The organism is Trinickia mobilis (assembly GCF_017315705.1).
Classification (GTDB): domain Bacteria; phylum Pseudomonadota; class Gammaproteobacteria; order Burkholderiales; family Burkholderiaceae; genus Trinickia_A; species Trinickia_A mobilis.
In genome coordinates this window covers 1-24,353 of record NZ_JAFLRF010000031.1, presented here as the reverse complement: position 1 = coordinate 24,353, position 24,353 = coordinate 1, and the positions used below count along the sequence as shown (strand labels likewise).

Genomic DNA, 24,353 nt, shown 5'->3' with positions numbered 1-24,353 from the left:
GCGATGCGAGCTCTCGCTTATGTGCCGACGCGAACTACATCGCTTCAGGCGTGCGAAGCGCGGGGCCGCGAGCAGACAATCGCGGGCCTCTTACTCGAAACGCATTTGAAACATGACCGATAGGACTCGCCCGAACTCGCCATCGCCCGACATCGCGCCATTGCTCAATCGTCTGCATCGCACCGACGCGCTGCAATTCGCTCGGACGCTGCCCGATCAATCGATCGACATGCTCTTTACTGATCCCCCATACTCATCGGGTGGGCTGCACGCCAGCACGCGCGCGCAGTCGACGATGCAGAAATACATCAATACCAACACGAAGACGGTGTATGAGGATTTCGAGTCGGACAACATGGACCAGCGCTCGTGGGCGTTCTGGTGTCACGCGTGGCTGGCCGAAGGACGTCGGGCGTTGAAACCAGGTGGGCTACTGGTGTGCTTCATCGACTGGCGACAGTTGCCAACGCTGACTGACGTGATTCAGGCGGCCGGCTTCATTCAGCGCGGGATCGCTGTATGGGATAAAACGCCGAGCCGCGCACGGCCGCGCCGCGGCGGCTTCAAGCAGCAGGCCGAATTCATCGTATGGGCAAGCAAAGGGGCGGTGAAAGCGAACGACATCTACCTGCCGGGGGGAATTCCCATGCGCGCTGCAACTGCCGAAGAAACACCTGACCGAAAAGCCGCTCGAGCTGGCGCGCGAGGTCGTGCGGCTCGTGCCGAAAGGCGGGGTTGTGTGCGATCTATTCGCTGGATCGGGCACGTTCCTCGTTGCTGCGAAAGATGCCGGGCTGCGCTGGGTGGGGTGTGAAGCAAACGATGTGTATTACGGCGTGGCAACGGAGCGGTTACACAGCGCTGACACGCCGTCCCTTCAGGCCGCCTGACCGAGAAAAGCTCTTCGTCTATCTGCGGGGGGAACGAGGGTCGCTTGCCGACCCGTTCCCGCCCTTCGACCGAGCGCTTCGTTGTTGGCAGCTTTAAAAGTCCAAGCGCGCATCGATGCCGTTGCGAAGTTGTGTTTTTTGTCTGAGAATACAAAAACTCACAAAAGGTTTCAAAAAATTACATTTTTTACGGGGAATACCAAAAATGAAGAAAGCAATCGGGGTAGTCGGGGTTGTGGCACTGATGGCTGGTTTGGCGGGGTGCCAGACCCCCGGTCAGGAATACGGTGCTAACGTTTATAACGCCGGACAAGTGAATACCAGGCAGGAAGCTGCAACCGTCCAGATCCTGGCGGTGCTGCCGGCAAAAGTTCAAGTCAGCAACGCGCAGAACCAGCGCGCGGCCGCAATTGCGGGTGGCGTACTCGGGGCCCTAGCTGGCGGCGTGGCTGGAGCAAACGTCGGCCACTATCACCAGCAAAACACTGTGCTCGGTGCCGCAGGCGGTGGCGTAGCAGGCGCAGCGCTAGGATCGTTGGTACCGGGAACTGTCTTGGTGGACGGCGTATCGATCGCTTACAAGCAGGAAGGCAAGGTTTATAACTCGGCGCAAGTTGGGCAGCTCTGTCAATTTCAGCCCGGTACCGCAATCATCGTATCGTCCGGACCAAACGAGACTCGCATACAGCCCAATGCCGTTTGCCCACCTCCGGCACAGAAACAGGGGTAACAAATGCGCCATTTCAGATTCATAGGGGCCGCATTGCTGTTTGGCTCGTCGGCAGTGCTTGCCCAGACAAATTTGAGCGATCAGATTGGCGCAGTAAACTCGGCGGTTTCGCAACAAAAACAGCAAGAGGCTGAAGCGGAAGCTGCCAGAGAGGAACAATACCGACAGCAACAGCTCGCACAACAACGCGCTGCCGCGCAACAGGCTCGTGCCGCAGCCGATGCTCGGGCACGGGAGCAGGCGAGACAGGATCGTATTGCTGCGGCCCGTCAAGCACGCGAAGCAAACGATGAGGCGTATCAAGATCAACTCAAAGAGCTTGAACTGCAGCAAAAGAAGCTGGAACTGCAGGCGCGACAAACGCAAGTCAACCGCGAAAATGAGCTGATCGATCAGCAGCTTAAGCGCGATACGGCCGAGACTGATCTAGTTCAGTCGAAGGCGGATGCCAACCGGAATATTTCGCAAGGGCAGAAGACGCTTTTGCAGGACACTGGCACCGCCGAAGTGAAGAAAGCTTCAGGTTGGTTCAATTAGTCGGCTCAGTGCCGACATGAATTCTTCGGCTACATCTGCCAGTTTCAACAGCTGCCGATTTTTTATTGAGCTTGACCGAGCCCGCCCTGCGCGGGCTTTCCATTTCCGGGCGCGCCCCAACAAATGCCGCAGACGAGTCGACTAAGCGACGCCTGTCATCGCCGGAGCGAGCGTCTGCTGTCCGTGTGGAATCGTCGTTTGAACGTCCTCCCAGTTGCGTACGCAGACGGCCGGATCTGGCCGACTAAGGCCCTTGCCTACGTGTCGAACAGCCGCAGCGGCAGATAGCCGTACGGCTCTATTTCATTGCGGTCCGATCATTTCCGTGACGTGCCTCAGCAGCCGGTCTCGGACCATTTCGCGCTCAGTGTCCGTCAAGCCGAGCAGCACGCGCGCGGGATAGCGGTATTCCGGCCCACTTGAGGAGACGAGGGCTTTCTCGCCAAACTGATGCACGCGCGCCATGCGGGCGACGCGCCCCGCGAAGCCGATCGCCAGCTCCCTGTCGGTGGCTTCGATCTTCATCCAGCGCGTCGTGCGCAGCTTCATGAACATCGCGGTTCGCTTGAGCCGCCCGCGCTTGTCGCGCAGCTTCTTCGCGCCAGCCTTCGCCTTGCGCGGCTCGTATGCGCTGTCGGCAGGATTCTTCTGCGCGACGATGCGCGTTTGCTGACTGCGGCGCAGCTCGCGCGCGATGTCCCGCATTGCCGCGCGGCGGCCGGCGGGCGAAAGCTGCGCAAGCAGCGAGCCGGCCCACGTTTCAAGGGCTTCCATCCCGCTGCCAGTTACTGGGGACACCATATATTCTTCACCGGCGCGCGCAGCGAACGTAACCGGTAGTGCAGCACTGACATACCGGCACTTCCTGATACGATCCACTCCCCAATGCCATCGCGAGTGCCTCCGCAACGACGTCGGACGGCACTTTTTCCAGTAGCGCAAGCCAGAAGGAGCGCGCCCTCACCGCGTCCATGTCCCGGCGAACCTGCCATCGGACGGCAGTCGAAATGGTTTGGATATGATCGGTCCTTTCCTTCATGGACGGGCTGCTCATGACACTCTCCAACATCGAACGGTTTAACGACTATGCAGGCCAGGTACTGGCCGCTCTCTACGAAGTGTTCCCCACACCGCGCCCGCTGTTGCCCGGACAATTCATTGACGGTGGCGAGAGTGCGGTTCTCGATCCAACAGGCTTCACAGGAGCCGAATTGACGCCCGAGGCGGGCTTCTTCATGCACACCGTAAGCTGGCTGCGGTCAGCCGGTTACATTTCTGGGTCTGAGACACAGCACGCCTTTAGCGACTGCGTTCTCACGCCGAAGGGACTCGAAGCGCTGAATGCCGTGCCGGACTCGCTCAACAATCCGCAACCTCTCGGCGAACGCATGGTGAATGCCGCCAAGGGCTCAGCAAAAGATTTGCTACAAACGGCGGTGCGTGAACTCATCTCCATCGGCGTAAAGACGATGGCAAGCTAAGCCCGGCTTCGCCGCGCTCTTTGGACTTTCACGCCCCTCTCGGTTGGCTTACCCACGTCAGGGTGTTGGCTGCGTCGACCTGCGTGTCGTCGACATGCTCGATGACGCGCGTTCCGTCCGGCCCGATCGAAACGGCAACGCTTTCCGTGAGCCGCAGCTTGATCGACAGGTCCGCCGTCGCGTGGTTGAGGATGTCGACTTCGAACGTCATGCCGTGATCGCGCTCGTCCGGGTTCGTCACGAGGTCGGGCTGATTCGCGCGCGCCCATTCGACCAGGGCGACGAACACGGTGTCGGCGTCACCCGCGAAATCCAACACGAGCGCGTGCACCATGTACCGGTATTCGAATGACAGCGAGCGTGTGCCGGTCGCGGCGATCGAGCCCTGGTCGATGAACACGGACAGCTTGTCGGGTTCCGCTTCGAGCGACGGGATCGCGGCGACGAGCGCACGCCGCAGGCTGGCGGGCTTAATCATGAATGCGTTCTCCGGCAACGGCCGGCTGAGCCTTCGCCTGGCGCGCTGCGATCAGCTTCGGAGCAAGCCCCTTCATGCGACGGCCGCCGTGGTTGCCGTCGCGAGCGCGGTGTATCGGTCATACGCGCGCGCCAGCTTGACGTCGTAGAGATTCGCCGCGTAATCCGGGCCGTTGTAGCCCTTGGCGAACGCGGCCCACTTCCGCCCCTTGAGTGCCGCGGCGAGCGCCGTATCGGCCGCGACGTACCGCACGAACGCGTCGAGGTGGTCGACTTCGCCGCTCTCCATGCGCGCGACGAAGTCGTCGACGCTCGCGTAGCCGAGGCGCTCCCAGTGGTAGCCCATCACCTGAAACGCGCCCCAGCTCGCCGACTCCCACGTCGCGCTGGCGTCGATCAGCTCGGCCGCGGCGAGCCGCGTGTACTCGGCGGCGCCGCCCTGGTAGCCGCCGTGCGTCTGCGAAACGATGATCGGATACTTCGCCGCGAGCGGCGCGGGATCGATGCCGCGCGCTTTCAGGCGCTTCCAGAAGACGTGCCGCTCGAACAGGATGGCGGGGCGCCCGTCCGGCAGAAAGCCCGAGCCGCGCGATTCGACCTCGTTCACGGCGCGCACGCAGGCCACGGGAACGCCGAGCGTTTGCGCGGCGAGCTCGAGGTCGGCGGCACTCAGGTGCTTGGAATCGCGTCGGCCGGTGGCGAGCGCGGCGTAGGTCTTTGGGCCGGCGATCCCGTCGTCGACGAGGCCGGTCCTCCGCTGGAAGGCGATGACGGTCGCTTCGGTGGCGTCGTCGTAGAGGTGCGTCACGTCGAGCGGGAAGCCCGCGCGGCCGAGCCGGCGCTGCAGCAGGCCGACGTCGTCGCCGTAGTCGCCGAGGCGATGGGTTTTCATCAGTCATTCACTCCGGAGAAGGCGCGCGACGTTGCCGCGCACGCCGTACACGAACAGGGCAAGCAACACTGCGGTGGCCGCCTCAAAAAAATCGACCCGCGGCGCGCGCAGCGCCAGCTCGATTGACGAGCCGCCCATCACGGTGACGAGTGCCCAGGCGATCCACGACACGTGGCGGCGGTGGCGCGCGCCGTTTCTCTGGTAGGTGAGCACGCGCACGAGTGCCGCGAGGTGCGCGGCGAGCGCGATCAGTGCGAACGAGACATGCATGTCAGCTCCCTTTCTTCAACCACGCGAGCAGGTCGATCGATTTGATTCGCTCGATGAGCTGCAGCGTCACGGTGATCACGAGCGCGGCCGCGAAGAACGCCGCGACGCCTGTCGAGTGGATCGGCGTGGCGTCGACGATTTCGGGTGCGGCGAGATAGCCCATCACGAGCGAAATCAGCATGTAGGCTGCGCGCCGAACGACGCCGATGTCCCTCGAGGTGACGACGACGAGTGCCGCGCCCGTGAAGGCGCCGATCAGCGCATTGCCGTCGATGCCGGGCGCGAGGGCCGCGAGGCCGATCGCGGCTGACAGCGCCGCGGCGGTGGTGGTGTTCGGTTCGGCCATCTAGGCGGCTCCCAGGTCAGTCAAACAGTTGCAGCAGCGGCTTCGTGCTTGTCACGTTCTCGAGTGCCGGCAGGTAGATGGGCGTGCCGACGGGCAGCACGACGCCCATGTCGGCGAGGCCCGCGTTCGCCTCCAGCACCGCCTCGACGGTGCCGTCGGTGCGGCCGTAGTGACGCCAGCACAACGCGTCGACGGTGTCACCCTGAAGTGCGCGGACGATCATGGTCAAATCAGCTCGATCGTCGAGCGCGCGATGCCGCGCAGATCGTTCAGCGCCCAGCGGACGTTTCGGCGCGACTCGCAGATCGTCGCCTCGAGGTCTTCGGCATGCTGGCCTCCAGATCTCGTGGCGTCATAGGCGCGGTACTGCTCGGTCAGGTCGGCGCGCGTCAGGTTGTAGACCGCGCGGCGGTAGCGCAGCACGTGCGTGCTTACACCGCCGAGCTGTGGCGCCGGGACGCTCGCCAAAGCCGCACGGCCTGCCGCACGTTGGGCGGATTGCCACGCCCGCAGCTCGTTGTTGACGCTCGCGATCGCATCGACGGCGGCCAGACGCAGGCGCTCCTGTGTCACCGTGCCGTCGAGCCGCATCGCATCGCGCAGGTCGGTCAGGTCGATGTCGGGAAACCAGCCGTCGTTCGTGACGGTCGCGGCGTCGGCCGGCGAGGCCGGCACGGTCGGATCAGCGGTCGCAATGAAGCTGCTCATGGTGTCGAGGCGGTGAAGAGGTGGCGGTGGACCGGCGTTCGAATCCCGTTGCCGTCAGGTGTGGGGAATGAACGCCGGTGCCGCCATGCCGGGGTGGGCTCCTTACGTGCCGTCGGTACCGGCGGCGCTATCGCCCGCACGGCCCGTGGCTTCGATCAGCTTCGAGAGCCGGTCGATGTCCTTTTTCACGCCGACGCGGTCGTTCAACGACAGCGCTCGGCGCAGATATTCGAGGGCGCGCGGCGGATCGACTTCCTGCACCGCGTAGCCGAGCGCCTTGTAAAGCTTCGCGCGCACCTGGTCGTGCATGTCCTGGTCGCGTGTCAGCGTGTCGACGCGTGCGAGGCTCGCCGCGTCGAACGTGCCGCCGTCCATGAAGGACGACAGCGCGGCGTCGGCGAACTGTTCGGCGACAAGCGATGCGAGCGACCGTTCGAACTGGTCGGGCAGGGACAGGCCATGTTCGAGCGCGTAGGCGGCGATCGCGAGCGCGCCGTCGAAGTCGCCGGCATCGATGCGCCAGACCATCACCGTGACGAGCACGTCGTCCTGCGCACCGCGGCCGCCGTTCAACACGCCCGCCACGTAGTCGGCGTACTCCGGCAGCAACTTCCGCTTCAGTTCGACTTTTCGGGCGACCGACTGCACGCCCTTCAGGGCGCGGCGGTCGGCCGCGAGCTTGGCGAGCATCAGCTCGTAGGGCGTGGCTCCAGCCATCGTTTGACCAGGCGTCGCCGCGGCCGCCGCCTGAGCGGCGCTCACGCGAGCGAAGTGGGCGCGGGCGGGCGTGCTGATCGTCATGCCGCCACCAGCTCAAGGTTTTCTGCAACGCAGCCGCAGCCGAAGTCTTCGACGACGTACGCGTCGTTCGACGATTCGTAGTTCTCGATTTGGTCGCGTTTCGGGTTGTCGATCAGGGAGCGCCGGCGCGCGCTTTCCTGGTAGTAGATCGACAGGTTTTCGAGCTTCGTCACCATCAACGCGCGCTTCGGGAAGAACGGCACGCGCACGGCCGGCAGATTGCCGATGCGCTTTTGGCTGACGATCAGGTCGGCCGCGAGCTGCTCGGTCGGTGCCTGAGTCGTGTTGACGATCGGGAAATACTTGTCGTGCAGCAGCTCGCGGCCGCAGATCGCGACGAGGCCCGTGTCTTCCTGGAACCAAGGGTCGATCATCGACGACACGATGTCCATCACGAGCGCGTCGAGGTTCTCGTAATCGCCTGCCTTGCCGACGAGCACCTTGCCAGCTTCTTTCGCGCCCTCGTGCAGCACGCGCTGCGCTGCGCGGTCGCGATACTGCTGCAGCCAGCCGATGTTGACGTCCTGCAACAATGGGTTCGCCGCCTTGTCTGTCGTCGGCGCAGCCTTCACGCCGTTCCAGCCGATCATGATCCGGTCGAGCGCCGCCTGCGTAACGATCACGTCGCGGATGCGCTGCTGGAAGTCGGGGAACTTCGCCCATGCGTCGAGCTTGCGGTACAGAATCGCCGTGTCGTAGTCGGTTTTCTCGCAGCGGTACTTATTGCTGTCGAGGCCAGTCGGGTCGACCGGTTGCCGCTCGGCCTTCGTCGTATCGGTGCGACTCGCGATCGGGCCGGACACCGACAGGCCGAGTTTCTCGCCTTCGAGCTCGGTGACGGGCAACACGTTGATGCGCTTCAGGAACGCGCTCGATTCCTGCATCTTGGTTTCGAGCCGCTGTTGCACGGTCGGCTCGACAGCGAACTTCTTCGACACGTCGCCCGTGTCGTTCAGCTTGGCGATTTGCGCGGCGTACTTCTCGTATGCCTGGCGCGTTTCCTTCTTCATGAGGTGGGTTCTCCGGGGTGAGAGCGTGGAAGGGGTCAGCAGTCGGTTACGAGCTCGCCGGTCGAGCCGGTCGACGGCTGCCGCCGCGGTGCGCCGTTGTCGGTGTTCGATAGCTTCGCGGTCAGCGCTTCGACGGCGGCGACAGCCTCGTCGGCGCGCTTCTTAGCATTGGCGGCGTCCTGCTGCGTGGCGGTGAGGTCAGTGCGCAGCGCGGCCACGGCACGATCCTGTTTGCTTGCGAAATCGGCGACCTCTTCGACGGCGCGACGAGCGTCTTGGTATCGCTGTTCGTCGGTCGCTTTGGTGCGCGCGAACATGCCCTTCACGATGGACAGCAGGCTGGGCGATTCGGGTTCGCCGTCGAATTCGATCGACGTCTCACACGCTGCCGAGAAGAGATTGTTTGAGCGCTTCGCGGCGAACTGCAACGCTTCGGTGCCGAGGCTTGCCGGATCGTCGGTCGCGGCCAGGCCGACAAGATAGGCCTCGCCGCTGTCCGCGAACGACGGATTGACTTCGACCGACGTGTAGATCTTTTGGCGCTTCTTCGAGAGCGCGAGCATGTCGTCGGTCGGATCGATTTGCGCGTACAGCGCCATCTTCCCCTTCAGCGGCCCATCTTCGATCTCGCTTGCCGTGAGCGCCAGTACATCACCATAGGAGCCGAACGGGTTGGCGTTCGACAGTGGCGCCCAGCCCTTGATGTGCTCGATGTTCACGCGGGCGCCGTACAGCTCGGGGTTGTAGTGCTTCGCCATCTGCGTGAGCCAGTCGCGCTTGATCTCGCGACCGTCGACGGTCGCACCTTCCACCGCGACGCGGAAGAATTTCGATTTCGTGTTGCTTGCCATAGCGAGGTGTCGAACCGTAGGTCAGTGAATGTGGTGCTCATGTTCGAACTTCGCGCGCCAGGGCTCAACGAACGGCGTGCGTCACTCGCGCGGGGACGTACGGCTCCGCGTGCTCGCGCGTGCGCGGCGCCCTACGCTTGCCGCATGCTCAACACGACGGACCCCAATCAACGCGAAGCGGACGTGCGCAAGATCGCGCGTTCGCTCTACTGGCAAGGCTGGCGCATCACGTCGATCGCGCGGCATCTCGAACTGAAGCCGGCGACGGTGGCGTCCTGGTGTCGCCGCGACAAGTGGAAGGACGCTACGCCTGTCGAGCGCATTGAGGCGTCGCTCGAGACGCGCCTGATGGTCCTCATCGCGAAGGACAAGAAGGACGGCGCGGACTACAAGGAAATCGACCTGCTCGGCCGGCAGGTTGAGCGGCTGGCGCGCGTGCGCAAGTACGGCGAGACGGGGAAGGAGGGCGACCTCAATCCGAATATCGCCGCGCGCAACGCGGGGCCGAAGCGGCGGCCGCCGCGCAACGATATCAGCGAGGAACAGCACGAGCGGATCGTGACGGCGTTCCGCGAATCGCTCTTCGACTATCAGAAGGTCTGGTACCGCAACGGCGATCAGCGCACGCGCAACATCCTGAAGTCGCGGCAGATCGGCGCGACATTCTATTTCGCGCGCGAGGCACTCGTCGACGCGCTAGACACGGGGCGCAACCAGATTTTTCTGTCGGCCAGCAAAGCGCAGGCGCACGTCTTCAAGCACTACATTCTGCAACTCGCGCGCGAGGCGGCCGACGTCGAGCTGACGGGCGATCCGATCCTGCTGCCGAACGGCGCCTTGCTGTATTTCCTGGGGACGAACGCGCGTACCGCGCAGTCGTACCACGGCAACTTCTATTTCGACGAGTACTTCTGGGTGCCGAAGTTCCGCGAGCTGAACAAGGTCGCGTCGGGCATGGCGATGCACAAGCACTGGCGCATGACCTACTTCAGCACGCCGTCGAGTATCACGCACGAGGCGTATGCATTCTGGAGCGGTGCGCACGTGAACCGCGGCCGCGCCGCGGGCGACCGCATCCAGATCGACACGAGCCACGAGGCGCTCGCGGCTGGCGGGTTGTGCGCGGACGAGCAGTGGCGCCAGGTCGTCACGGTGTTGGACGCGATCGCGGGCGGTTGCAGCCTGTTCGATTTGGCGGACCTGCGGCGGCGGTACAGCCCGGAAGAGTTCGCGAACCTGCTGATGTGCCAGTTCATCGACGACTCGGTGTCGGTGTTCAAGCTGGCCGAGCTGCAGCGCTGCATGGTCGACTCGTGGGAGGAATGGTCCGATGACTTCTCGCCGCTGCTGTTGCGCCCGTTCGGCTATCGCGAGGTGTGGGTCGGCTACGACCCGGCGCTCACGGGCGACTCGGCCGGGCTCGTCGTCGTGGCGCCGCCGCGCGTTGAGGGCGGGCCGTTCCGCGTGCTCGAGCGTCACCAGTTCCGCGGCAACGACTTCGAGGAGCAGGCGGCGGCAATCGAGCAGATCACGCAGCGCTACAACGTCGGCTACATAGCGATCGACACGACGGGCATGGGGCAGGGCGTCTATCAGCTCGTGCGCAAGTTCTACCCGGCTGTGGTCGCGCTGAACTATTCGCCCGAGGTGAAAACTCGCCTCGTGCTGAAGGGCCAGTCGGTGATCCGCAACGGCCGGCTGCAATTCGACGCCGGCTGGACCGACCTGGCCGCAGCGTTCATGGCGATCAAGCAGACCATGACGGCGAGCGGTCGGCAGTCGACGTTCGCGGCCGACCGAAACGTCGAGACCGGCCACGCCGATCTGGCGTGGGCCTGCCTGCACGCAATCGATCGCGAGCCGCTTGCCGGCGGCGGCGTCAATTCTTCATCTTTCACGGAGTTCTATTCATGAGCAAGCGCCGATCGCGCGCGTCGCGCACCGAGGTCTTCACCTTCGACGATCCCACGCCGGTGATGAACCGGGCCGAGATTCTCGACTACGTTGAATGCTGGTCGAACGGCGACTGGTTCGAGCCGCCCGTGAGCTTCGCGGGCCTGGCGAAGTCGTTCCGCGCGAGCACGCACCACAGCTCGGCGCTGTACTTCAAGGCGAACGTGCTCGCGTCGACGTTCCGCCCGCACAAATGGCTGTCGCGGCATGCCTTCGAACGATGGGCGCTCGATTTCCTGACGTTCGGCAACGGCTACCTCGAGCGTCGCGCGAATCAGCTTGGCGGCACGCTGCGGTTCGAGCCCGCCCTGGCAAAGTACACGCGGCGCAAGGCAGACTTCAGCGGCTTCGTGTACGTCAATGGCTGGCAGGACCGGCACGCGTTCGAGCCCGGCAGCATCTTCCAGCTCGTGCGGCCGGACATCAACCAGGAGGTGTACGGGCTGCCCGAGTACCTCAGTTCGCTTCACTCGGCCTGGCTGAACGAGGCTTCGACGCTGTTCCGGCGAAAGTATTACGAGAACGGCAGTCACGCCGGTTTCATCCTGTACATGACGGACGCTGCGCAGAACCAGCAGGACGTCGACACGATGCGCGAAGCGTTGAAGAACGCGAAGGGGCCGGGCAATTTCCGCAACGTGTTCATGTACGCGCCGAACGGGAAGAAGGATGGGATCCAGCTCATTCCGGTGTCCGAGGTCGCCGCGAAAGACGAGTTCTTCAACATCAAGAACGTCACGCGCGACGACCTGCTCGCCGCGCACCGGGTGCCGCCGCAACTGCTCGGCATCGTGCCGAGCAACTCGGGCGGATTCGGCACGCCGGACACGGCTGCGCGCGTGTTCGGGCGCAACGAAATCAAGCCGCTGCAGACCCGCTTTGCCGAGTTGAACGAGTGGCTCGGCGAAGAGGTCGTCCAGTTCGACGACTACGAGATTCCGCCGGCGCCTGTGGCCGCTTAACGCATCATGCCGTGCGTTTTCGCCCAGTCTCGCAGCGCGTCGTTCGTTCGCGTCTGCCAGCCATCGCCCTGCGCCTTGTAGGCTTCGATCACGTCAATATCAATACGCAGATTCATCTGCGCCTTCTTCGAACCCGCGGGCCGGCCGCGCCCCCGCTTCACGAGCTCGCCGGCGTGATACTCGTCCGCGCGTTCGAAGAAGTCGTCGTCGAGTTCCGGGATTTCGTCAAAGTCGGCGGATGTGACGCCGCTGGCGTCAGCCTTCGCCAAGTCGCTGTGCAAAGCGCTTTTTCTCGCGTTCATTTGGCTTCCTCATCGAAATAATGTGCCGGGCGTCGGTGACGCGCTGGGGGACGGCGCTTCGACCCGCTAACGCGGTGAGAGGGAGGGATATCGAGGCCGGCCGGCGCTCGCGCGGTTGGCCGCCGCCGAGGCCGCTGCGACTCGGGGCAGCCATCATGCAGGCGCTTTCGACCCGTGCAGTTGCAGGCCGAGCGCCTTGATCACCTTCAGGATGGTGCCGAAGCTCGGATTGCCTTCGGCCGACAACGCCTTATACAGCCCTTCGCGCGAGATCCCCGCATCGCGCGCCACCTGAGACATTCCGCGCGCACGTGCGATCACGCCTAGCGCGTGCGCGATGAATGCCGGATCGTCGCCGCCCTCCAGCAGGCAGGCTTCGAAGTAGTCGGCAATGTCGTCTTCCGTTTTCAGGTGCTCGGCCGAATCCCACGGCCGGGTCTTGATCTTGTCCATAGATCATTTACTCCGTATCAAGGTGCGCGAGCATCTTGTGAGCTGCGCGGATATCGGTCTCCTGTGTCGATTTATCGCCGCCGCACAGCAGGATGACCAACACAGATCCTCTCTGAACGTAGTAGACCCGGTAGCCGGGGCCGTGGTCGATACGCATCTCTACGACCGGTGAGCCCGCCGACTTCCAATCGCCCGGATTTCCCATCGCGAGCCGATCGATGCGCGCCTGGATGCGGCGCTTGGCGATGCGGTCGCGCAGGCCGTCGAACCATGTGTCGAATACTTCGGTTGTGCGGATGTTCAGCATGGGGTAAGTGTGATCTATAGATCACGCTATGTCAACTGCAGTTGACGGCAAGACACTTCTCAGCATGGCGTTGCACAGTTGATGCGCGGGCCAGCACACCCGCCGGGCACTCCGCCACCGTCACGAGGCCCGCCACGCGCCTGTATTCCCGCGAGGCGGCACCCACTTCTGATCGGGGGTGCCAGGCCGGGCGGGCACCCGACCCCATGCCCCCAAAATTGCAGTCCCCTCCCCGCCTGCGGGCTTTGCTTGAGAGGGTGGTTTTGGTGCACCCACCCACCTGGCCTGCCGGTCCTTGTGGCACGGATTTCCGGGCGTTTCCGGTGCCGAAAAAGTCGCGCGTTTTGATGCGTGTGAGTGCGGATTGATGCAACGCTACCGGGACTTTTCCAGAAAGCCGACCGCAGTGTCGGTTCGCGCCCGGATTTCCCGGCCCGAAGCGCGGACGGCCTGCGCGCGATCGATCGCGCGGCCACTTCGGCGCGCGCACATGCGAACGCCCGGCCCCATACTGGAAGCCGGGCGCCCCATGCCTGCGGCCAAAAGGTGTGGCGTTAGGCGCAGAGCTTCGCGCTCGCAAGGCGATTCAGGCTTACCCCTTGCTCGGCCGCCTGTATAACCAACGCGCGGTGCGCTTGCGGCGGAATCCGAACCTTGAACTCGCCGCTATACGTGCGATCGGCGATCGGCTCAGGTACCTTTTCGCCGTTTTCGACCATATCGCGCACGACGTCGGCGACAACCCGCCGAATACCGGCCAACGCACCTTCCGGTGTCGCGTCGAGCCACGAAAGGGACGGAAATTCCGCGCAGAGACCAACGTGCTCCCCGTCCTCCGGGGACCACGTTACGCGGTACGTAAAGTGGTCTTGGGTCATTACTTCTTCTCCTTCAGTCTGTCGATCGCTTCGAGGACCTGCCGAACTTGGTACGCCTTGGCCTTGCCGCGATCGTTCTGAATGTTCACTCGGGGGTCCCCTTGCCACGGTGTCTTGAAGATCGCGTGACTGGAGCCGGATTGGCGGGCTTTCCCGAAGTGCGCCTCGCAGACCTTGTACAGATCGTTGAACCGCACATTCGCTGGCTCGCGCCGCATTTGTTCGAGGATTTTTTGTTCGTTCGCCGTGATGAAATGGTGTCACTATTGACACCATATGTCAACGCACGGATGCGCGGGTCCGTGTGTGAACGGTTGACAGGATTGGGCGACTACAGGCGGCCGCGGACCCGTTGAGCTACGCGGCGGTTGCTCTTCCGACCGTGCAGCTAAATTGCAGCTTGAACGAGCTGGATTGGCCTTGAATGACCTTGTGGAGACTTGATTTTGCAGTTTGCGAGTTGCGTAAGGCTTTGATTTATAAGAATGTATTGCGCGCCAGCAAAACTCCGAAGGCAGGGGTTGCTGGTTCGATCCCAGCCGGGCCAATGGTAAGCCTGTCGCTGTCGAGCACGAGTTCCCGCAGCGCGTCTATTCCAACGCGGATCCTCCCGGAGCGCTGCTTGTCGGGTCTGTCTTGGGGGCCCAGCGTTCATCGTCGATTGGTCACCCGCGCAAGATGACTTTCAGCACGGCCTTTGATGGCGGGAACAGCGACATCGAGGCAACCGGGATGCGAATGCACCCCCTGCTACGGTCCGAAGGCTGCACTGGCTGCGTCTTGAACGGCGCGCCTGCCGCAGCGGAATCGTCGATGGGCATCATGTGGGTGCTCCTCGCAAAATGGGCTACGGCAGACCACGGTAATCGGACTTCAAGCGGCACCTTGGCAAGCACCATTATCTAGTGACAAGCCTTTTTACGAGCGGGCGGCAGGCTATGCGAGGCGGCATCGTTTGACGTACAGCAACATTGGACAAGAGGGTCCTTCGGGCGCTCTTGTTGACCGTCTACGGTGATGGTCGGCGAGATCGTAATCGAATTCGGTGCGGTTTGCGGCTGATCTTGCGCGTGCGTTGCAACCTGCGCGGGCGTAGCACTGGCAGGAATCAGTGTTGCAGGCAAAAACAACAGTAGTGCCCCGAGGAGGACGGTGATAAACGCCGCCGCGAGTATCGTAAGCTGGGCTCGATGCAGCCAAACTGCCTTCTCCCCATTAGCCTTTTGAACAGAAACGTTTGCCCTTACCCATCCATCTCCCCAGCCTTTCATCAAGCGTAAGCGCTCATCTTGAAACGTAGCAATATCCTTCGTTTCTAACACTTTTACGGCTTCCGGAAGGCACTGATTCGTGCATGGCGGGTCTTCTGTTTCACGAGTGTACATGGCGGCTATTGCAAAGACGATGCACGCCAAGAGCAATAGCATAATAAAGAAGACGCACCCTATCGTAATGGCGCTGACGCTGTCGTGGAAACGAAGGGCACTTAAAGAAAACATTGCGGCTAGGAACACCCCTGCAATCGTGGTTGCCGCCTGAGCCTTGGTGTCTATCATCTCGTACGTATCGGAGAGCGTCTTATACTCTGCCCCCGCTGCCGCGATAACCGATTCCAGCAGCTGCCGCTGAGCAGCCCGCAATTCTTGTTCGTCCATTGTTCACCTCTTTAGCATCTCTGACGTTGTCTTTTGCTTATGTGCTATGCCGGAGCCGTTACGACGCCATCCGAACATCGCTCAGATTCTATGCCTCAGAACGGCCTAGGCCGGACGCCCGGCCCTTGGCCGCAGTTCACGTGCCGGGCGCCAGGTAGGTGGTCTGCTAGCCGTTCCGTTGCAGTCGCATGATTTCGGCTGGCTCGTCTCAGTCGGGCGCCGCGGCCCACTGCGTGCTGGCGTCACGACTGATTTACTTCTGCATGGGTGGCGAACAAAGCATCGCAATCCATTCGCTACCAGAGCCCTCGAGCGCCGCAAAGCGGCGTTGCCCAATCCCACCGGGGTTGGTCTTCTTGTCCTCGATCGGCGGCCTGCTTCTCGGAGCCTCGCCTGGCGCGAGCCGAGCGCGGCAGTGCCGTGACCGCCTTCGCGCTATGATTCGATTTGGTCATTAGCTCAATCGAAGCCGACATGGCAAAAGCAAGCACGGTTGCGGCCGCAAAGAAGGCACCCAGAAAATCACGCGATGCGTCAGAAGCGGCAGATGCGGCGTGTGAGCCTGCCGCTGAAAACCTCGAACCGGCCGAAGCAAACGACGAGGAATCGGGGACGTCGAATTCGTCCTATCTAGTGCCCGGCCTCGAGCGCGGCCTGCGCATTCTCGCCGAGTTTTCGGCGCACGATCCGGTGCTCTGCGCGCCCGAACTGTCCAAGCGCATCGGCATTCCACGCACGACGACCTTCCGTCTCCTTCAAACGCTCGAGGCACTCGGTTTTCTCGAGCGCGTAAACAGCGACCGGTACTTCCGGCTCGGCGTCGCGGTGCTGCGGCTCGGTTTCGAATATCTGAGCTCGCTCGAATTGACCGATTTCGGTACGCCGATTCTCGAACGTCTGCGCGATGCGACCGGGCTCTCCGCCCATCTGCTGATACGCGATCAGCGCGACGTCGTGTTCGTCGCGAAGGCACAGAGTCAGCAGTCCATATTCAGTTCGGTCAAGGTGCAGATCGGCACGCGCTTGCCGGCGCATGCAACGGTGCACGGTCACGTGCTGATGGGCGACCTGACGCTCGCTGCATTGCGCGAGCTTTACGGACACGCGCGACTCGAGCCGTTTACCGAGCGCACGCCCACGACTATCGAAGAACTGTACGAGCGCGTGCGCGAATGTGCGTTGCAGGGCTACGCGGTCAGCGAAGCGTCGTTCGAACGCGGGATATCCGTCGTAACCGCACCGGTGCGCGACCAGGCGGGCAAGATCGCGGCCGCGGTGACCGTGACCGTGCCGCGCTCCGATCTTGGCGAGCCGCACGAGAAGGAGCAGCTCATCGAAGCCGCGTGCGGCGCTGCAAACGAGCTCTCGATTCGCTTGAACTACCGCCCCCGTGCGGACGACCCCACCTTCGCGCGCGCCCAACGCAAAACCTTTGCGGCGACGTGACGGGCGCGCGTTGGAGCCTCAGAACGAGTGATGGATCCCGGTCAGGATGATGACCTGATTTTGGCTGCTTGAAACACCGGCCGTGAAGAATGCGGCGTTCGTGCCCGAACTTCCATGCTCGTACAGCACGTTCGCATACAGCTGCGTCGATTTCGACAGCGCGTAGATGTCGCCCAGCTCGAACTGCGTCCAGCGCTTGCCGGCGAGCGTCGTCGTGGCAGCTCCGCCCGCGATGCTGTTGGCCGGCGTGAACTGATAGTTGGCGCCGGCATCGTAGCTCTGGAACGTATCGGAGTGTCCGTTCGACTGCAGCTTCGTGCGCGTGTAGAGCGCATGCAAGAGCAGCTTGCCGAGCTGGTATGAGGCGCCGGCTCCCATGTTTTGAAGCTTGTCGGCAACGTACGTTGCGCTCGGTTGCCCCTGAAAGGTCGCGATGCCCGTGGGCGCGATCGACACCATCCGGTTATTCTCGTCCGACCACGTCGCGCCGGCCTTCAGCGGACCATTCGCATAGCTGAGCGCGTAGCTCATTCTGCGGCCCGTAGCAAAGTTAGTCGTGTTACCGAGCCCCATCATTGCGCCGAACGAGAATCCATACCAGTTGGGCGAGTTGTACTTCACCGAGTTATCGAACGGAACGCCGAGGGTATCGGCAAGCTCGTCGAGGTTGCCAGGATGGAAGGCAAACCAGCTCTGCCCAAGATAAGCGGTACTGAAGGGGCTCAGGACGTCGAAGCTGAACGGCGTCTGATGGCCGAGCCTCAGCGTGCCGAACTGATCGGAACTGAGACCGACATAAGCCTGGCGAGAGAAGAGACTCGTCACAAGCGTGCCGGTGTTCGTATGAAAGCCGTTCTCGAGCTTGAAGATCGTCTTCAATCCGCCGCCCAGATCCTCAGTGCCCGTAAGGCCCCAGCGGTCGGGCTGCGTGTTGCCTTGCTCCTCGATCCACGTGGTGCCGCCGCCGACGTTGCTGATGTACGCAACGCCGGCATCTATGCTGCCGTATAGCGTCACACTGCTTTGCGCCCATGCTCCCGACATGACGCCGGCCCCGATCAATGCTCCTGCAATCGTTTGCTTAACCATTCGTTATCCTAATCACATGATGCAAGCCAGGAACCGTCGCCGGCTCGCCTCATCCTTGGTTCGAATCTGGATTGTCTCCACCCGCCAACACAGGCAAGCTAGCGTCCTCTTTGTTCCATATATGGACAACTGTCTTTCCTATGGAAAGTATAGGCATATCGGCGTGCGAAAAGAAATACTTTTTTGCGTGTCGGCGACGCTCCGGAACGCCAATAAAGGCGCGGATCGAAATTGCCGATCGCCTTATCCGACGGTCCCCGGCGCGTCCGGACAGAAGCGATTGGATGCGCGCGCAACGAATCCCCGGCGCAGACTCGGTACTTTCCCCTAGACGCGAGGATTTCTGTTTGCTTTCCCAGTTTGCCTTTCTATAATGACCATACATAAACTATTGTTCCTTGTATGGAACATATGGCACGAGGAAGGTGAGTGAGATGTCTGAAGAATGGCGCTGCGCCGGACATGCCGGCGACTTGTCCGAGGACGCGCCGATCGAGTTCAAGCTCGACGGTACGGAGATCGGCATCTACAAGGTGGGCGACGCGCTCTACGCGCTCGAAAACGTCTGCCCGCACGCGTATGCGCTGCTTACGCAAGGCTTTGTCGACGGCGACACCGTCGAGTGTCCGCTGCACGAAGCGGTCTTCCATATCCCCACCGGCAAGTGCCTGAAAGAGCCCGGCGGCCGCGACCTGAAGACGTACGCCGTGCGTCTTGCCGGTGAAGAAATCCAGATCAAGGTGCAATGACATGCAAGAGGTCACCGTGAATTTCAATCCCTATCTGAAGCCCTGGCTCGCGCCGCAGCCGAACAACGTCGCGGGCAAGGGCGCGATCGAGCAGCCGGGCAAGACCGAAAACTTCATCTGGCAAACACGCAAGGCCGAGCCGACCCAATACGAAAACGACTTCGGCGATGCGCTCGAGCAAGTGTTCGAAGCCGGAGCGACCGAGCTCAACGACGTGGTGGCCGGGCTGAACCAGGTCGGCTTTCGGTCTCCCGAGGGCGCGCCCTGGACCGCCGAGCGGCTGGCCGCCGAATTTCGCGCGCTTGCCGAATAAGACGCGCGTGGCAAGCCGCAAGCGTCTGTACGACGGCCTCGGCTTCTCCCGCGTACTCAACGCATGCGCATTCGGAGTCTCTTGATGACATCCCCCTCCAATACAAGCAGCGCCGCCGACCCGATTCAGGCCTACCTCGATCGCGGTCTTCGCAACTATTGGTACCCGGTCGCGCCGAGCTGGCAGGTCGCGAACGCGCCGATCGGGCTAACGCGCCTTGGCGAACAGATCGTGCTCTGGCGCGATCAAGACGGCCACGTGCACGCGCTAGAAGACCGTTGCCCGCATCGCGGCGCGCGCCTGTCGCTCGGCTGGAATCTCGGCGACCGCGTGGCCTGCTGGTATCACGGCGTCGAAGTGAACGGCGGCGGCACGGTGACGAAGGTGCCGGCCGTGTCGAACTGTCCGCTCGAAGGGCAGCAGTGCGTGAAGTCGTATCCGGTGAAGGAGCGCGCCGGCGCGATTTTCCTGTGGTTCGGCGACGACGCGCACAAGGAACCCGCGCCGCTCGATCTGCCTGAAGAACTCGTGAGCGACGAGCATTCGCATTTCTTGTGCATGTCGCATTGGAAGTGCAACTACCAATACGCGATCGACAACGTGATGGACCCGATGCACGGGGCCTATCTGCACGCGAGCTCGCACTCGATGGCCGAAGGCGACAAGCAGGCTGACATGCGCGTGCGCAAGACGGAAACGGGCCTCATATTCGAAAAGGTCAACCAGCGAGGCGTCAATTTCGACTGGGTCGAGCTCGGCGAAACCGGCTGCCTGTGGATGCGCCTTGCCATTCCGTACAAGAAGAAGTTCGGCCCGGGCGGCAGCTTCGGGATCATCGGTTTCGCGACGCCCGTCGACGAGAACAACTGCCAGGTCTATTTCTGGCGCACGCGCAAAGTCAGCGGCTGGCAGCGCGACGCATGGCGCTTCCTGTACCGCAACCGGCTCGAAGGCCTGCATTGGGCGGTGCTCGAGCAGGATCGCTACGTGCTCGAAAGCATGGCGCCGAATGCGCGCGATCACGAATTCCTCTATCAGCACGACGTCGGCATGACGCGCGTGCGCCGCATGCTGCGCCAGCGCGCGCAGCAGCATTTCGACGCGCTCGACACACTGCGCGCCGGCGCGGGCGCCGGTGAAGGCGGCTCCACGACGAGGCACATCCATGCATGAGGCTGATCATCCGCTCCTGGCAGGCAGGCGCGTACTCGTGACGGGCGGCGCACGCGGTCTTGGTGCAGCCTTTGTCAAGGCGCTCGTTCAAGCCGGCGCGCAAGTGGCATTCGGCGATGTGCTCGAAGAACCAGCACGTGCGCTTGCCGACGCGCTGCGCGCCGACGGCCACACCGCGCATTTCGTGCCCCTCGATCTTGCCGATCCGGCGAGCGTCGAGTCGTTCGTCGCAACGAGCGCCGTCACGCTCGGCGGCGTCGACGCGCTCGTGAACAACGCCGCGATCACGAACTCCGGCGGCAAGCCCGCGCAGAGTCTGTCGGTGGCCACGTGGGACGCCGTCATGAACGTCAATGTGCGCGGCACGTGGCTCGCGAGCTGCGCGGCGCTGCCGCATCTGCGTGACTCGGGGCGCGGCAGCATCGTCAACATCGCGTCGGACACCGCCCTCTGGGGCGCGCCGAACCTTGCCGCCTACGTCGCGAGCAAGGGCGCGGTCATCGCGCTGACGCGCTCGCTCGCGCGTGAATTCGGCTCGTACGGGATCACGGTCAATGCGATCGCGCCTGGACTCACGGAGGTCGAGGCGACCGAATATGTGCCGGCCGAGCGCCACGCCTACTACCTGCAGGGCCGCGCGCTCGCGCGCGCGCAGGTGCCCGACGACGTGACCGGTCCGGTCCTTTTCCTGTTGTCCGATGCCGCGCGCTTCGTCACCGGCCAGTTGCTGCCGGTCAACGGCGGCTTCGTGATGAATTGATGGTCTCAACTGAAACGGAGAAAACGATGGCGGATGCCGATCTCGAACGCAAATCATGGGAACAGCCCGCACGGGCGAGCTTTGCCGAATGGATGGAGTCACGCGTCGCGCGTCTTGCCTCGCGCAAGTACGACTGGGACGCGCTGAAGTTCCAGGCCGACTACGACCCGAAGTATCGCCGTGCGCAGATGCGCTATGTCGGCACGGGCGGCACCGGTGTCGCAAAGGACGTGAATACGGTCCCCGCGGGCGCCTTCACGTTTTCGACGATGGTGATTCCGGCCGGCAACGTCGGCCCGAGCCATATCCACATCGACGTCGAAGAGATTTTCTTCGTCATTCGCGGAAAGATGAAGGTGATCTGCGAGAAGGATGGCGAGACGTGGGAGACGATCGTCGGCGAACGGGACCTGATCTCGGTGCCGCCGGGCGTCTATCGCACGGAAATCAACATCGGCGACGAAGATGCGTTGATGTGCGTGATGCTCGGTTCGCCGAAGCCGATCACGCCGACGTATCCGCCCGATTCGCCGCTCGCGAAGATCAAGCGCTAAGCGGCGGGGGCTGCGACGATGGGCAGAGACACCTTCGCCACTGACGAGCATGCCGCGCCCTTCGAGACCAGGCTTGCGCGAGTGTCCGGCGCGCTGCACGCCGGACACTCGCGCCATGTCGAAGCGCCCGATGCGTACTCGGCGATCATCGGCGCATGTTGCCGCGCAAATCCGGCATAAAGATAGGATAACGGAGTAATGGAATGACACCCGACACAGCGGGCGCATCTGGCGTAGAAGACGACAAGGCCGAGACGACCTACATGGTGCCGGGCCTTGAACGCGGGCTGAAGATCCTGACCGAGTTTTCACCGCGCGAACCGGTGCTTGGCGCGCCGGAGTTGGCGAAGCGCTTGCGCATCCCGCGCACCACGGTGTTCCGTCTGTTGCAGACGCTCGAGGCGCTCGGCTTTCTCGAGCGTGCCGACAAGGATCGCAACTACCGTCTCGGTGTGGCCGTCTTGCGGCTCGGTTTCGAATATCTGAGCTCGCTCGAGCTGACGGATCTGGGGCTGCCAATCATCGAAGCGCTGCGCGACGAGACCGGCTTGACGAGCCACATCGTGATTCGCGATGGCCGCGACGTCGTGTTCGTCGCAAAAGCTCAGAGCCACGCGCCGATCTTCAGTTCGGTGAAGGTGAACGTCGGAACGCGTCTGCCCGCCCATGCGACGACGCACGGCCATGTGCTGATGGGGGATTTGTCGCTCGCCGAGTTGCGGGCGCTGTATCCGGAGGCAACGCTCGAGCGCTACACGAAGTCGACGCCGGAAACGGTCGACGAACTCTACGAGCGCGTGCACGAGTACGCAGAGCGCGGCTACGCGGTGAGCAATTCGTCGTTCGAGCGCGGCATCTCGGTCGTCACCGCACCGGTGCGCAACGACACGGGAGGCATCGTGGCCGTCATCACGACGACGATCCCTCGCCCCGAGATCGACACGTCGTTGCTCGATGCCGGTCTCGTCGACAAGGTGCTGTGTGCCGCCGATAAGCTGTCGCTGCGGCTCAACTACCGGCCCGCCAAAGAGGCCAAATACATGAAGGCGTTGGGGCTCCGATGATCGAGATCGATTTGACCGGCCAGGTGGCTGTGGTGACGGGCGGCTCGTCCGGCATCGGCTTCGCGACCGCGCAGCTGTTCCTGCGAGCAGGCGCCTCGGTGGCGATCTGCGGCCGCGACGGCGAGCGTCTCGCGCGTGCGCAAGCAGCGTTGAGCGAGCAGTTTCCCAATGGAGAACTGCTCGCCATGCGCTGCGACGTGCTCGACGCCGCCGATGTCGATGCGTTCGCGCAAGCCGTAGGGACGCGCTTTCACCGCACCGACATGTTCGTGAACAACGCGGGCCAGGGGCGCGTGTCGACCTTTGCGGACACCACCGACGAGGCCTGGCGCGAAGAGTTCGACTTGAAGTATTTCAGCATCATCCGTCCGACGCGCGCATTCCTGCCGATGCTGCGCGGCGCGGCCCACCCGTCGATCGTCTGCGTGAACTCGCTGCTCGCGCTGCAACCGGAGCCGCATATGGTCGCGACATCGTCGGCGCGCGCCGGCGTGCTGAGCCTCGCCAAGTCGCTCGCGACGGAACTCGCGCCGCAGCGTATCCGCGTGAACTCGATCCTGATCGGCATCGTCGAGTCCGGACAATGGCGGCGCCGCTTCGAGCGCGAGGCTCAACCGGGCCAGAGCTGGGAAGACTGGACTGGGGAGCTCGCGCGCAAAAAGAATATTCCGCTTGGCCGCTTCGGACGCCCCGAAGAGGCGGCGCAGGCGCTCTTTTATTTGGCTACCCCGCTCTCGTCGTACACGACGGGCAGTCATATCGATGTTTCTGGAGGCGTTGCACGACATGTCTGATCAAACCACCGTTGGCGAGCTGATCGCCGCATTTCTCGAGCAATGCGGCGTGCGCACGGCGTTCGGCGTGATTTCGATTCACAACATGCCGATCCTCGATGCGATAGGACGGCGCGGCAACATCCGCTATGTCGGCGCGCGCGGCGAGGCCGGCGCGCTCAATATGGCCGATGGGCTCGCGCGCGTGTCGGGCGGCCTGGGTGTCGCGTTCACGAGCACGGGCACGGCTGCCGGCAATGCGGCGGGTGCAATGGTCGAGGCGCTGACGGCCGGCACGGCGCTGCTGCACATCACCGGGCAGATCGAAACCGAATATCTCGACCAGGACCTCGCCTACATTCACGAGGCGCCCGACCAGTTGTCGATGCTGAAGTCCATTTCGAAGGCCGCATACCGCGTGCGCTCGGTCGAAACCGCGTTTCCGACGATCCGCGAAGCGGTGCGCGTTGCGCTGACCGCGCCGAGCGGCCCGGTCAGCGTCGAGATTCCGATCGACATTCAAGCCGCGCTCGTCGATTGGCCCGCGGACCTGGCCGCGCCGCACGTGAGCCCGCTCACGCATGACAGCGCGCGTGTCGCGCAGCTTGCCGATGCGCTCGCGAGCAAGAAGCGGCCGCTCTTGTGGCTCGGCGGCGGCGCGCGCCGTGCGCGCGCTGCGGTCGAGCGGCTCGTGGCGCTCGGTTTCGGCGTCGTGACGAGCGTGCAGGGGCGCGGCGTGCTGCCCGAGGATCATCCGGCCACGCTCGGCGCGTTCAACGTGCATCCGGCTGTCGAGAGCTTCTATCGGACGTGCGATGCGCTCGTCGTCGTCGGGTCGCGCCTGCGCGGCAACGAGACGCTGAAGTACAAGCTCGCGCTGCCGCAGCCGCTGTTCCGTGTCGACGCCGACGCACTCGCCGACAACCGCG

The 24,353-nt window shown here is 63.2% G+C and carries 32 protein-coding genes and 1 pseudogene; 15 read left to right on the top strand and 18 right to left on the bottom strand.

Annotated elements, in window-relative coordinates:
- Positions 1 to 229 precede the first annotated feature (229 nt).
- From J3489_RS28315 to J3489_RS28305, 3 genes and pseudogenes are all read left to right on the top strand, one after another.
- A pseudogene (locus tag J3489_RS28315) lies at positions 230 to 890 on the top strand (DNA-methyltransferase).
- A gap of 205 nt (positions 891 to 1,095) precedes the next feature.
- Positions 1,096 to 1,620 carry a hypothetical protein gene (locus tag J3489_RS28310; RefSeq protein ID WP_207003884.1) on the top strand — a complete coding sequence of 175 codons (525 nt, stop codon included), beginning with the start codon at positions 1,096 to 1,098 and terminating at the stop codon, positions 1,618 to 1,620.
- Between the two features lie 3 nt (positions 1,621 to 1,623).
- Positions 1,624 to 2,157: a DUF5384 family protein gene (locus J3489_RS28305; protein WP_207003882.1), complete on the top strand. Its 534-nt coding sequence runs from the start codon at positions 1,624 to 1,626 to the stop codon at positions 2,155 to 2,157.
- 303 nt (positions 2,158 to 2,460) lie between these two features.
- On the opposite strand, the gene J3489_RS28300 is transcribed toward J3489_RS28305, so the two are convergent.
- Positions 2,461 to 2,931 carry a phage virion morphogenesis protein gene (locus J3489_RS28300; protein ID WP_207003881.1) on the bottom strand — a complete coding sequence of 157 codons (471 nt, stop codon included), beginning with the start codon at positions 2,929 to 2,931 and terminating at the stop codon, positions 2,461 to 2,463.
- 278 nt (positions 2,932 to 3,209) lie between these two features.
- On the opposite strand from J3489_RS28300, the gene J3489_RS28295 reads away from it, so the two are divergent.
- A complete protein-coding gene (locus J3489_RS28295) occupies positions 3,210 to 3,638 on the top strand; it encodes a hypothetical protein (RefSeq protein WP_207003878.1) in 429 nt (142 codons plus the stop codon).
- A gap of 28 nt (positions 3,639 to 3,666) precedes the next feature.
- Here J3489_RS28295 and J3489_RS28290 read toward each other — a convergent pair whose 3' ends face one another.
- The 9 genes from J3489_RS28290 to J3489_RS28250 all read right to left on the bottom strand — a co-directional run bounded on the left by J3489_RS28290 (position 3,667) and on the right by J3489_RS28250 (position 8,993).
- A complete protein-coding gene (locus tag J3489_RS28290; RefSeq protein ID WP_207003877.1) occupies positions 3,667 to 4,116 on the bottom strand; it encodes a phage tail protein in 450 nt (149 codons plus the stop codon).
- 72 nt (positions 4,117 to 4,188) lie between these two features.
- Complete coding sequence (locus J3489_RS28285; RefSeq protein ID WP_207003875.1) at positions 4,189 to 5,007, bottom strand: N-acetylmuramidase domain-containing protein; 819 nt, start codon at positions 5,005 to 5,007, stop codon at positions 4,189 to 4,191.
- 3 nt (positions 5,008 to 5,010) lie between these two features.
- Positions 5,011 to 5,277, bottom strand: a complete 267-nt coding sequence (locus tag J3489_RS28280; protein ID WP_207003873.1) for a phage holin family protein — start codon at positions 5,275 to 5,277, stop codon at positions 5,011 to 5,013.
- A gap of 1 nt (position 5,278) precedes the next feature.
- Positions 5,279 to 5,623 carry a putative holin gene (locus tag J3489_RS28275; RefSeq protein WP_207003871.1) on the bottom strand — a complete coding sequence of 115 codons (345 nt, stop codon included), beginning with the start codon at positions 5,621 to 5,623 and terminating at the stop codon, positions 5,279 to 5,281.
- A gap of 16 nt (positions 5,624 to 5,639) precedes the next feature.
- On the bottom strand, positions 5,640 to 5,846 hold the full coding sequence (locus J3489_RS28270) for a tail protein X (protein WP_207003982.1): 207 nt from the start codon (positions 5,844 to 5,846) through the stop codon (positions 5,640 to 5,642).
- 2 nt (positions 5,847 to 5,848) lie between these two features.
- Entirely contained in the window at positions 5,849 to 6,331 is a 483-nt protein-coding gene (locus J3489_RS28265; protein ID WP_207003869.1) for a head completion/stabilization protein, read from the bottom strand.
- A 102-nt stretch (positions 6,332 to 6,433) separates the two neighbouring features.
- The gene (locus J3489_RS28260; protein WP_207003867.1) at positions 6,434 to 7,132 is read right to left on the bottom strand and encodes a phage terminase small subunit; all 699 of its coding nucleotides are present in this window, start codon (positions 7,130 to 7,132) and stop codon (positions 6,434 to 6,436) included.
- Positions 7,129 to 8,142: a phage major capsid protein, P2 family gene (locus J3489_RS28255; RefSeq protein ID WP_207003866.1), complete on the bottom strand. Its 1,014-nt coding sequence runs from the start codon at positions 8,140 to 8,142 to the stop codon at positions 7,129 to 7,131. Before J3489_RS28255 ends, J3489_RS28260 begins: the two co-directional genes overlap by 4 nt.
- 35 nt (positions 8,143 to 8,177) lie before the next feature.
- Positions 8,178 to 8,993 carry a GPO family capsid scaffolding protein gene (locus J3489_RS28250; protein WP_207003864.1) on the bottom strand — a complete coding sequence of 272 codons (816 nt, stop codon included), beginning with the start codon at positions 8,991 to 8,993 and terminating at the stop codon, positions 8,178 to 8,180.
- Positions 8,994 to 9,137: 144 nt separating this feature from the next.
- Here J3489_RS28250 and J3489_RS28245 point away from each other — a divergent pair, with 144 nt between their 5' ends.
- Together J3489_RS28245 and J3489_RS28240 are read left to right on the top strand one after the other, a co-directional pair.
- Complete coding sequence (locus J3489_RS28245) at positions 9,138 to 10,907, top strand: terminase ATPase subunit family protein (protein WP_207003862.1); 1,770 nt, start codon at positions 9,138 to 9,140, stop codon at positions 10,905 to 10,907.
- Entirely contained in the window at positions 10,904 to 11,908 is a 1,005-nt protein-coding gene (locus J3489_RS28240) for a phage portal protein (protein ID WP_207003860.1), read from the top strand. Before J3489_RS28245 ends, J3489_RS28240 begins: the two co-directional genes overlap by 4 nt.
- Here J3489_RS28240 and J3489_RS28235 read toward each other — a convergent pair.
- The 7 genes from J3489_RS28235 to J3489_RS28205 all read right to left on the bottom strand — a co-directional run bounded on the left by J3489_RS28235 (position 11,905) and on the right by J3489_RS28205 (position 15,503).
- Positions 11,905 to 12,210 carry a BrnA antitoxin family protein gene (locus tag J3489_RS28235; protein ID WP_207003858.1) on the bottom strand — a complete coding sequence of 102 codons (306 nt, stop codon included), beginning with the start codon at positions 12,208 to 12,210 and terminating at the stop codon, positions 11,905 to 11,907. The genes J3489_RS28240 and J3489_RS28235 overlap by 4 nt on opposite strands.
- 153 nt (positions 12,211 to 12,363) lie before the next feature.
- The gene (locus tag J3489_RS28230; protein WP_207003856.1) at positions 12,364 to 12,663 is read right to left on the bottom strand and encodes an addiction module antidote protein; all 300 of its coding nucleotides are present in this window, start codon (positions 12,661 to 12,663) and stop codon (positions 12,364 to 12,366) included.
- Between the two features lie 7 nt (positions 12,664 to 12,670).
- The gene (locus J3489_RS28225) at positions 12,671 to 12,970 is read right to left on the bottom strand and encodes a type II toxin-antitoxin system RelE/ParE family toxin (RefSeq protein WP_207003854.1); all 300 of its coding nucleotides are present in this window, start codon (positions 12,968 to 12,970) and stop codon (positions 12,671 to 12,673) included.
- Positions 12,971 to 13,524: 554 nt separating this feature from the next.
- On the bottom strand, positions 13,525 to 13,848 hold the full coding sequence (locus J3489_RS28220; RefSeq protein WP_207003852.1) for a type II toxin-antitoxin system HicB family antitoxin: 324 nt from the start codon (positions 13,846 to 13,848) through the stop codon (positions 13,525 to 13,527).
- On the bottom strand, positions 13,848 to 14,045 hold the full coding sequence (locus J3489_RS28215; RefSeq protein WP_309491435.1) for a toxin HicA: 198 nt from the start codon (positions 14,043 to 14,045) through the stop codon (positions 13,848 to 13,850). The genes J3489_RS28220 and J3489_RS28215 overlap by 1 nt, the downstream gene beginning before the upstream one ends.
- Before the next feature lie 468 nt (positions 14,046 to 14,513).
- Positions 14,514 to 14,672: a hypothetical protein gene (locus tag J3489_RS28210; RefSeq protein WP_207003848.1), complete on the bottom strand. Its 159-nt coding sequence runs from the start codon at positions 14,670 to 14,672 to the stop codon at positions 14,514 to 14,516.
- 78 nt (positions 14,673 to 14,750) lie between these two features.
- Entirely contained in the window at positions 14,751 to 15,503 is a 753-nt protein-coding gene (locus J3489_RS28205; RefSeq protein WP_207003846.1) for a hypothetical protein, read from the bottom strand.
- Between the two features lie 474 nt (positions 15,504 to 15,977).
- Between J3489_RS28205 and J3489_RS28200 the strand changes: the two genes are divergently transcribed.
- On the top strand, positions 15,978 to 16,949 hold the full coding sequence (locus J3489_RS28200) for an IclR family transcriptional regulator (RefSeq protein ID WP_207003844.1): 972 nt from the start codon (positions 15,978 to 15,980) through the stop codon (positions 16,947 to 16,949).
- A gap of 18 nt (positions 16,950 to 16,967) precedes the next feature.
- Here J3489_RS28200 and J3489_RS28195 read toward each other — a convergent pair whose 3' ends face one another.
- Positions 16,968 to 18,038 carry a porin gene (locus J3489_RS28195; RefSeq protein ID WP_207003842.1) on the bottom strand — a complete coding sequence of 357 codons (1,071 nt, stop codon included), beginning with the start codon at positions 18,036 to 18,038 and terminating at the stop codon, positions 16,968 to 16,970.
- Positions 18,039 to 18,472: 434 nt separating this feature from the next.
- On the opposite strand from J3489_RS28195, the gene J3489_RS28190 reads away from it, so the two are divergent.
- The 8 genes from J3489_RS28190 to J3489_RS28155 form a co-directional block, all read left to right on the top strand.
- A complete protein-coding gene (locus tag J3489_RS28190) occupies positions 18,473 to 18,787 on the top strand; it encodes a non-heme iron oxygenase ferredoxin subunit (protein ID WP_207003840.1) in 315 nt (104 codons plus the stop codon).
- A gap of 1 nt (position 18,788) precedes the next feature.
- Entirely contained in the window at positions 18,789 to 19,100 is a 312-nt protein-coding gene (locus J3489_RS28185) for a recombinase-like helix-turn-helix domain-containing protein (protein WP_207003838.1), read from the top strand.
- Between the two features lie 84 nt (positions 19,101 to 19,184).
- Complete coding sequence (locus tag J3489_RS28180) at positions 19,185 to 20,273, top strand: aromatic ring-hydroxylating dioxygenase subunit alpha (RefSeq protein ID WP_207003836.1); 1,089 nt, start codon at positions 19,185 to 19,187, stop codon at positions 20,271 to 20,273.
- A complete protein-coding gene (locus J3489_RS28175) occupies positions 20,266 to 21,033 on the top strand; it encodes an SDR family oxidoreductase (protein ID WP_207003834.1) in 768 nt (255 codons plus the stop codon). Before J3489_RS28180 ends, J3489_RS28175 begins: the two co-directional genes overlap by 8 nt.
- A gap of 26 nt (positions 21,034 to 21,059) precedes the next feature.
- Positions 21,060 to 21,587, top strand: a complete 528-nt coding sequence (locus tag J3489_RS28170) for a cupin domain-containing protein (protein ID WP_207003832.1) — start codon at positions 21,060 to 21,062, stop codon at positions 21,585 to 21,587.
- A 203-nt stretch (positions 21,588 to 21,790) separates the two neighbouring features.
- The gene (locus J3489_RS28165) at positions 21,791 to 22,651 is read left to right on the top strand and encodes an IclR family transcriptional regulator (RefSeq protein WP_207003830.1); all 861 of its coding nucleotides are present in this window, start codon (positions 21,791 to 21,793) and stop codon (positions 22,649 to 22,651) included.
- Positions 22,648 to 23,445 (top strand): SDR family oxidoreductase, encoded by a 798-nt coding sequence (locus J3489_RS28160; RefSeq protein ID WP_207003828.1) that lies wholly within the window; start codon positions 22,648 to 22,650, stop codon positions 23,443 to 23,445. Before J3489_RS28165 ends, J3489_RS28160 begins: the two co-directional genes overlap by 4 nt.
- Positions 23,438 to 24,353: thiamine pyrophosphate-binding protein (locus J3489_RS28155; protein ID WP_207003826.1), on the top strand; the 916-nt coding region annotated here is incomplete at its 3' end. The genes J3489_RS28160 and J3489_RS28155, both read left to right, overlap by 8 nt.

Bases quoted from the DNA above. Each gene is read 5' to 3' on its own strand.
- J3489_RS28270 (WP_207003982.1), bottom strand. From the start codon at position 5,846: ATGATCGTCCGCGCACTTCAGGGTGACACCGTCGACGCGTTGTGCTGG.
- J3489_RS28200 (WP_207003844.1), top strand. From the start codon at position 15,978: ATGGCAAAAGCAAGCACGGTTGCGGCCGCAAAGAAGGCACCCAGAAAA.
- J3489_RS28195 (WP_207003842.1), bottom strand. From the start codon at position 18,038: ATGGTTAAGCAAACGATTGCAGGAGCATTGATCGGGGCCGGCGTCATG.
- J3489_RS28285 (WP_207003875.1), bottom strand. From the start codon at position 5,007: ATGAAAACCCATCGCCTCGGCGACTACGGCGACGACGTCGGCCTGCTG.
- J3489_RS28220 (WP_207003852.1), bottom strand. From the start codon at position 13,848: ATGACCCAAGACCACTTTACGTACCGCGTAACGTGGTCCCCGGAGGAC.
- J3489_RS28230 (WP_207003856.1), bottom strand. From the start codon at position 12,663: ATGGACAAGATCAAGACCCGGCCGTGGGATTCGGCCGAGCACCTGAAA.
- J3489_RS28300 (WP_207003881.1), bottom strand. From the start codon at position 2,931: ATGGAAGCCCTTGAAACGTGGGCCGGCTCGCTGCTTGCGCAGCTTTCG.
- J3489_RS28235 (WP_207003858.1), bottom strand. From the start codon at position 12,210: ATGAACGCGAGAAAAAGCGCTTTGCACAGCGACTTGGCGAAGGCTGAC.
- J3489_RS28255 (WP_207003866.1), bottom strand. From the start codon at position 8,142: ATGAAGAAGGAAACGCGCCAGGCATACGAGAAGTACGCCGCGCAAATC.
- J3489_RS28265 (WP_207003869.1), bottom strand. From the start codon at position 6,331: ATGAGCAGCTTCATTGCGACCGCTGATCCGACCGTGCCGGCCTCGCCG.
- J3489_RS28275 (WP_207003871.1), bottom strand. From the start codon at position 5,623: ATGGCCGAACCGAACACCACCACCGCCGCGGCGCTGTCAGCCGCGATC.
- J3489_RS28290 (WP_207003877.1), bottom strand. From the start codon at position 4,116: ATGATTAAGCCCGCCAGCCTGCGGCGTGCGCTCGTCGCCGCGATCCCG.
- J3489_RS28240 (WP_207003860.1), top strand. From the start codon at position 10,904: ATGAGCAAGCGCCGATCGCGCGCGTCGCGCACCGAGGTCTTCACCTTC.
- J3489_RS28185 (WP_207003838.1), top strand. From the start codon at position 18,789: ATGCAAGAGGTCACCGTGAATTTCAATCCCTATCTGAAGCCCTGGCTC.
- J3489_RS28260 (WP_207003867.1), bottom strand. From the start codon at position 7,132: ATGACGATCAGCACGCCCGCCCGCGCCCACTTCGCTCGCGTGAGCGCC.
- J3489_RS28225 (WP_207003854.1), bottom strand. From the start codon at position 12,970: ATGCTGAACATCCGCACAACCGAAGTATTCGACACATGGTTCGACGGC.
- J3489_RS28295 (WP_207003878.1), top strand. From the start codon at position 3,210: ATGACACTCTCCAACATCGAACGGTTTAACGACTATGCAGGCCAGGTA.
- J3489_RS28250 (WP_207003864.1), bottom strand. From the start codon at position 8,993: ATGGCAAGCAACACGAAATCGAAATTCTTCCGCGTCGCGGTGGAAGGT.
- J3489_RS28190 (WP_207003840.1), top strand. From the start codon at position 18,473: ATGTCTGAAGAATGGCGCTGCGCCGGACATGCCGGCGACTTGTCCGAG.
- J3489_RS28205 (WP_207003846.1), bottom strand. From the start codon at position 15,503: ATGGACGAACAAGAATTGCGGGCTGCTCAGCGGCAGCTGCTGGAATCG.
- J3489_RS28280 (WP_207003873.1), bottom strand. From the start codon at position 5,277: ATGCATGTCTCGTTCGCACTGATCGCGCTCGCCGCGCACCTCGCGGCA.
- J3489_RS28170 (WP_207003832.1), top strand. From the start codon at position 21,060: ATGGCGGATGCCGATCTCGAACGCAAATCATGGGAACAGCCCGCACGG.
- J3489_RS28175 (WP_207003834.1), top strand. From the start codon at position 20,266: ATGCATGAGGCTGATCATCCGCTCCTGGCAGGCAGGCGCGTACTCGTG.
- J3489_RS28245 (WP_207003862.1), top strand. From the start codon at position 9,138: ATGCTCAACACGACGGACCCCAATCAACGCGAAGCGGACGTGCGCAAG.
- J3489_RS28165 (WP_207003830.1), top strand. From the start codon at position 21,791: ATGACACCCGACACAGCGGGCGCATCTGGCGTAGAAGACGACAAGGCC.
- J3489_RS28310 (WP_207003884.1), top strand. From the start codon at position 1,096: ATGAAGAAAGCAATCGGGGTAGTCGGGGTTGTGGCACTGATGGCTGGT.
- J3489_RS28180 (WP_207003836.1), top strand. From the start codon at position 19,185: ATGACATCCCCCTCCAATACAAGCAGCGCCGCCGACCCGATTCAGGCC.
- J3489_RS28305 (WP_207003882.1), top strand. From the start codon at position 1,624: ATGCGCCATTTCAGATTCATAGGGGCCGCATTGCTGTTTGGCTCGTCG.
- J3489_RS28160 (WP_207003828.1), top strand. From the start codon at position 22,648: ATGATCGAGATCGATTTGACCGGCCAGGTGGCTGTGGTGACGGGCGGC.
- J3489_RS28210 (WP_207003848.1), bottom strand. From the start codon at position 14,672: ATGATGCCCATCGACGATTCCGCTGCGGCAGGCGCGCCGTTCAAGACG.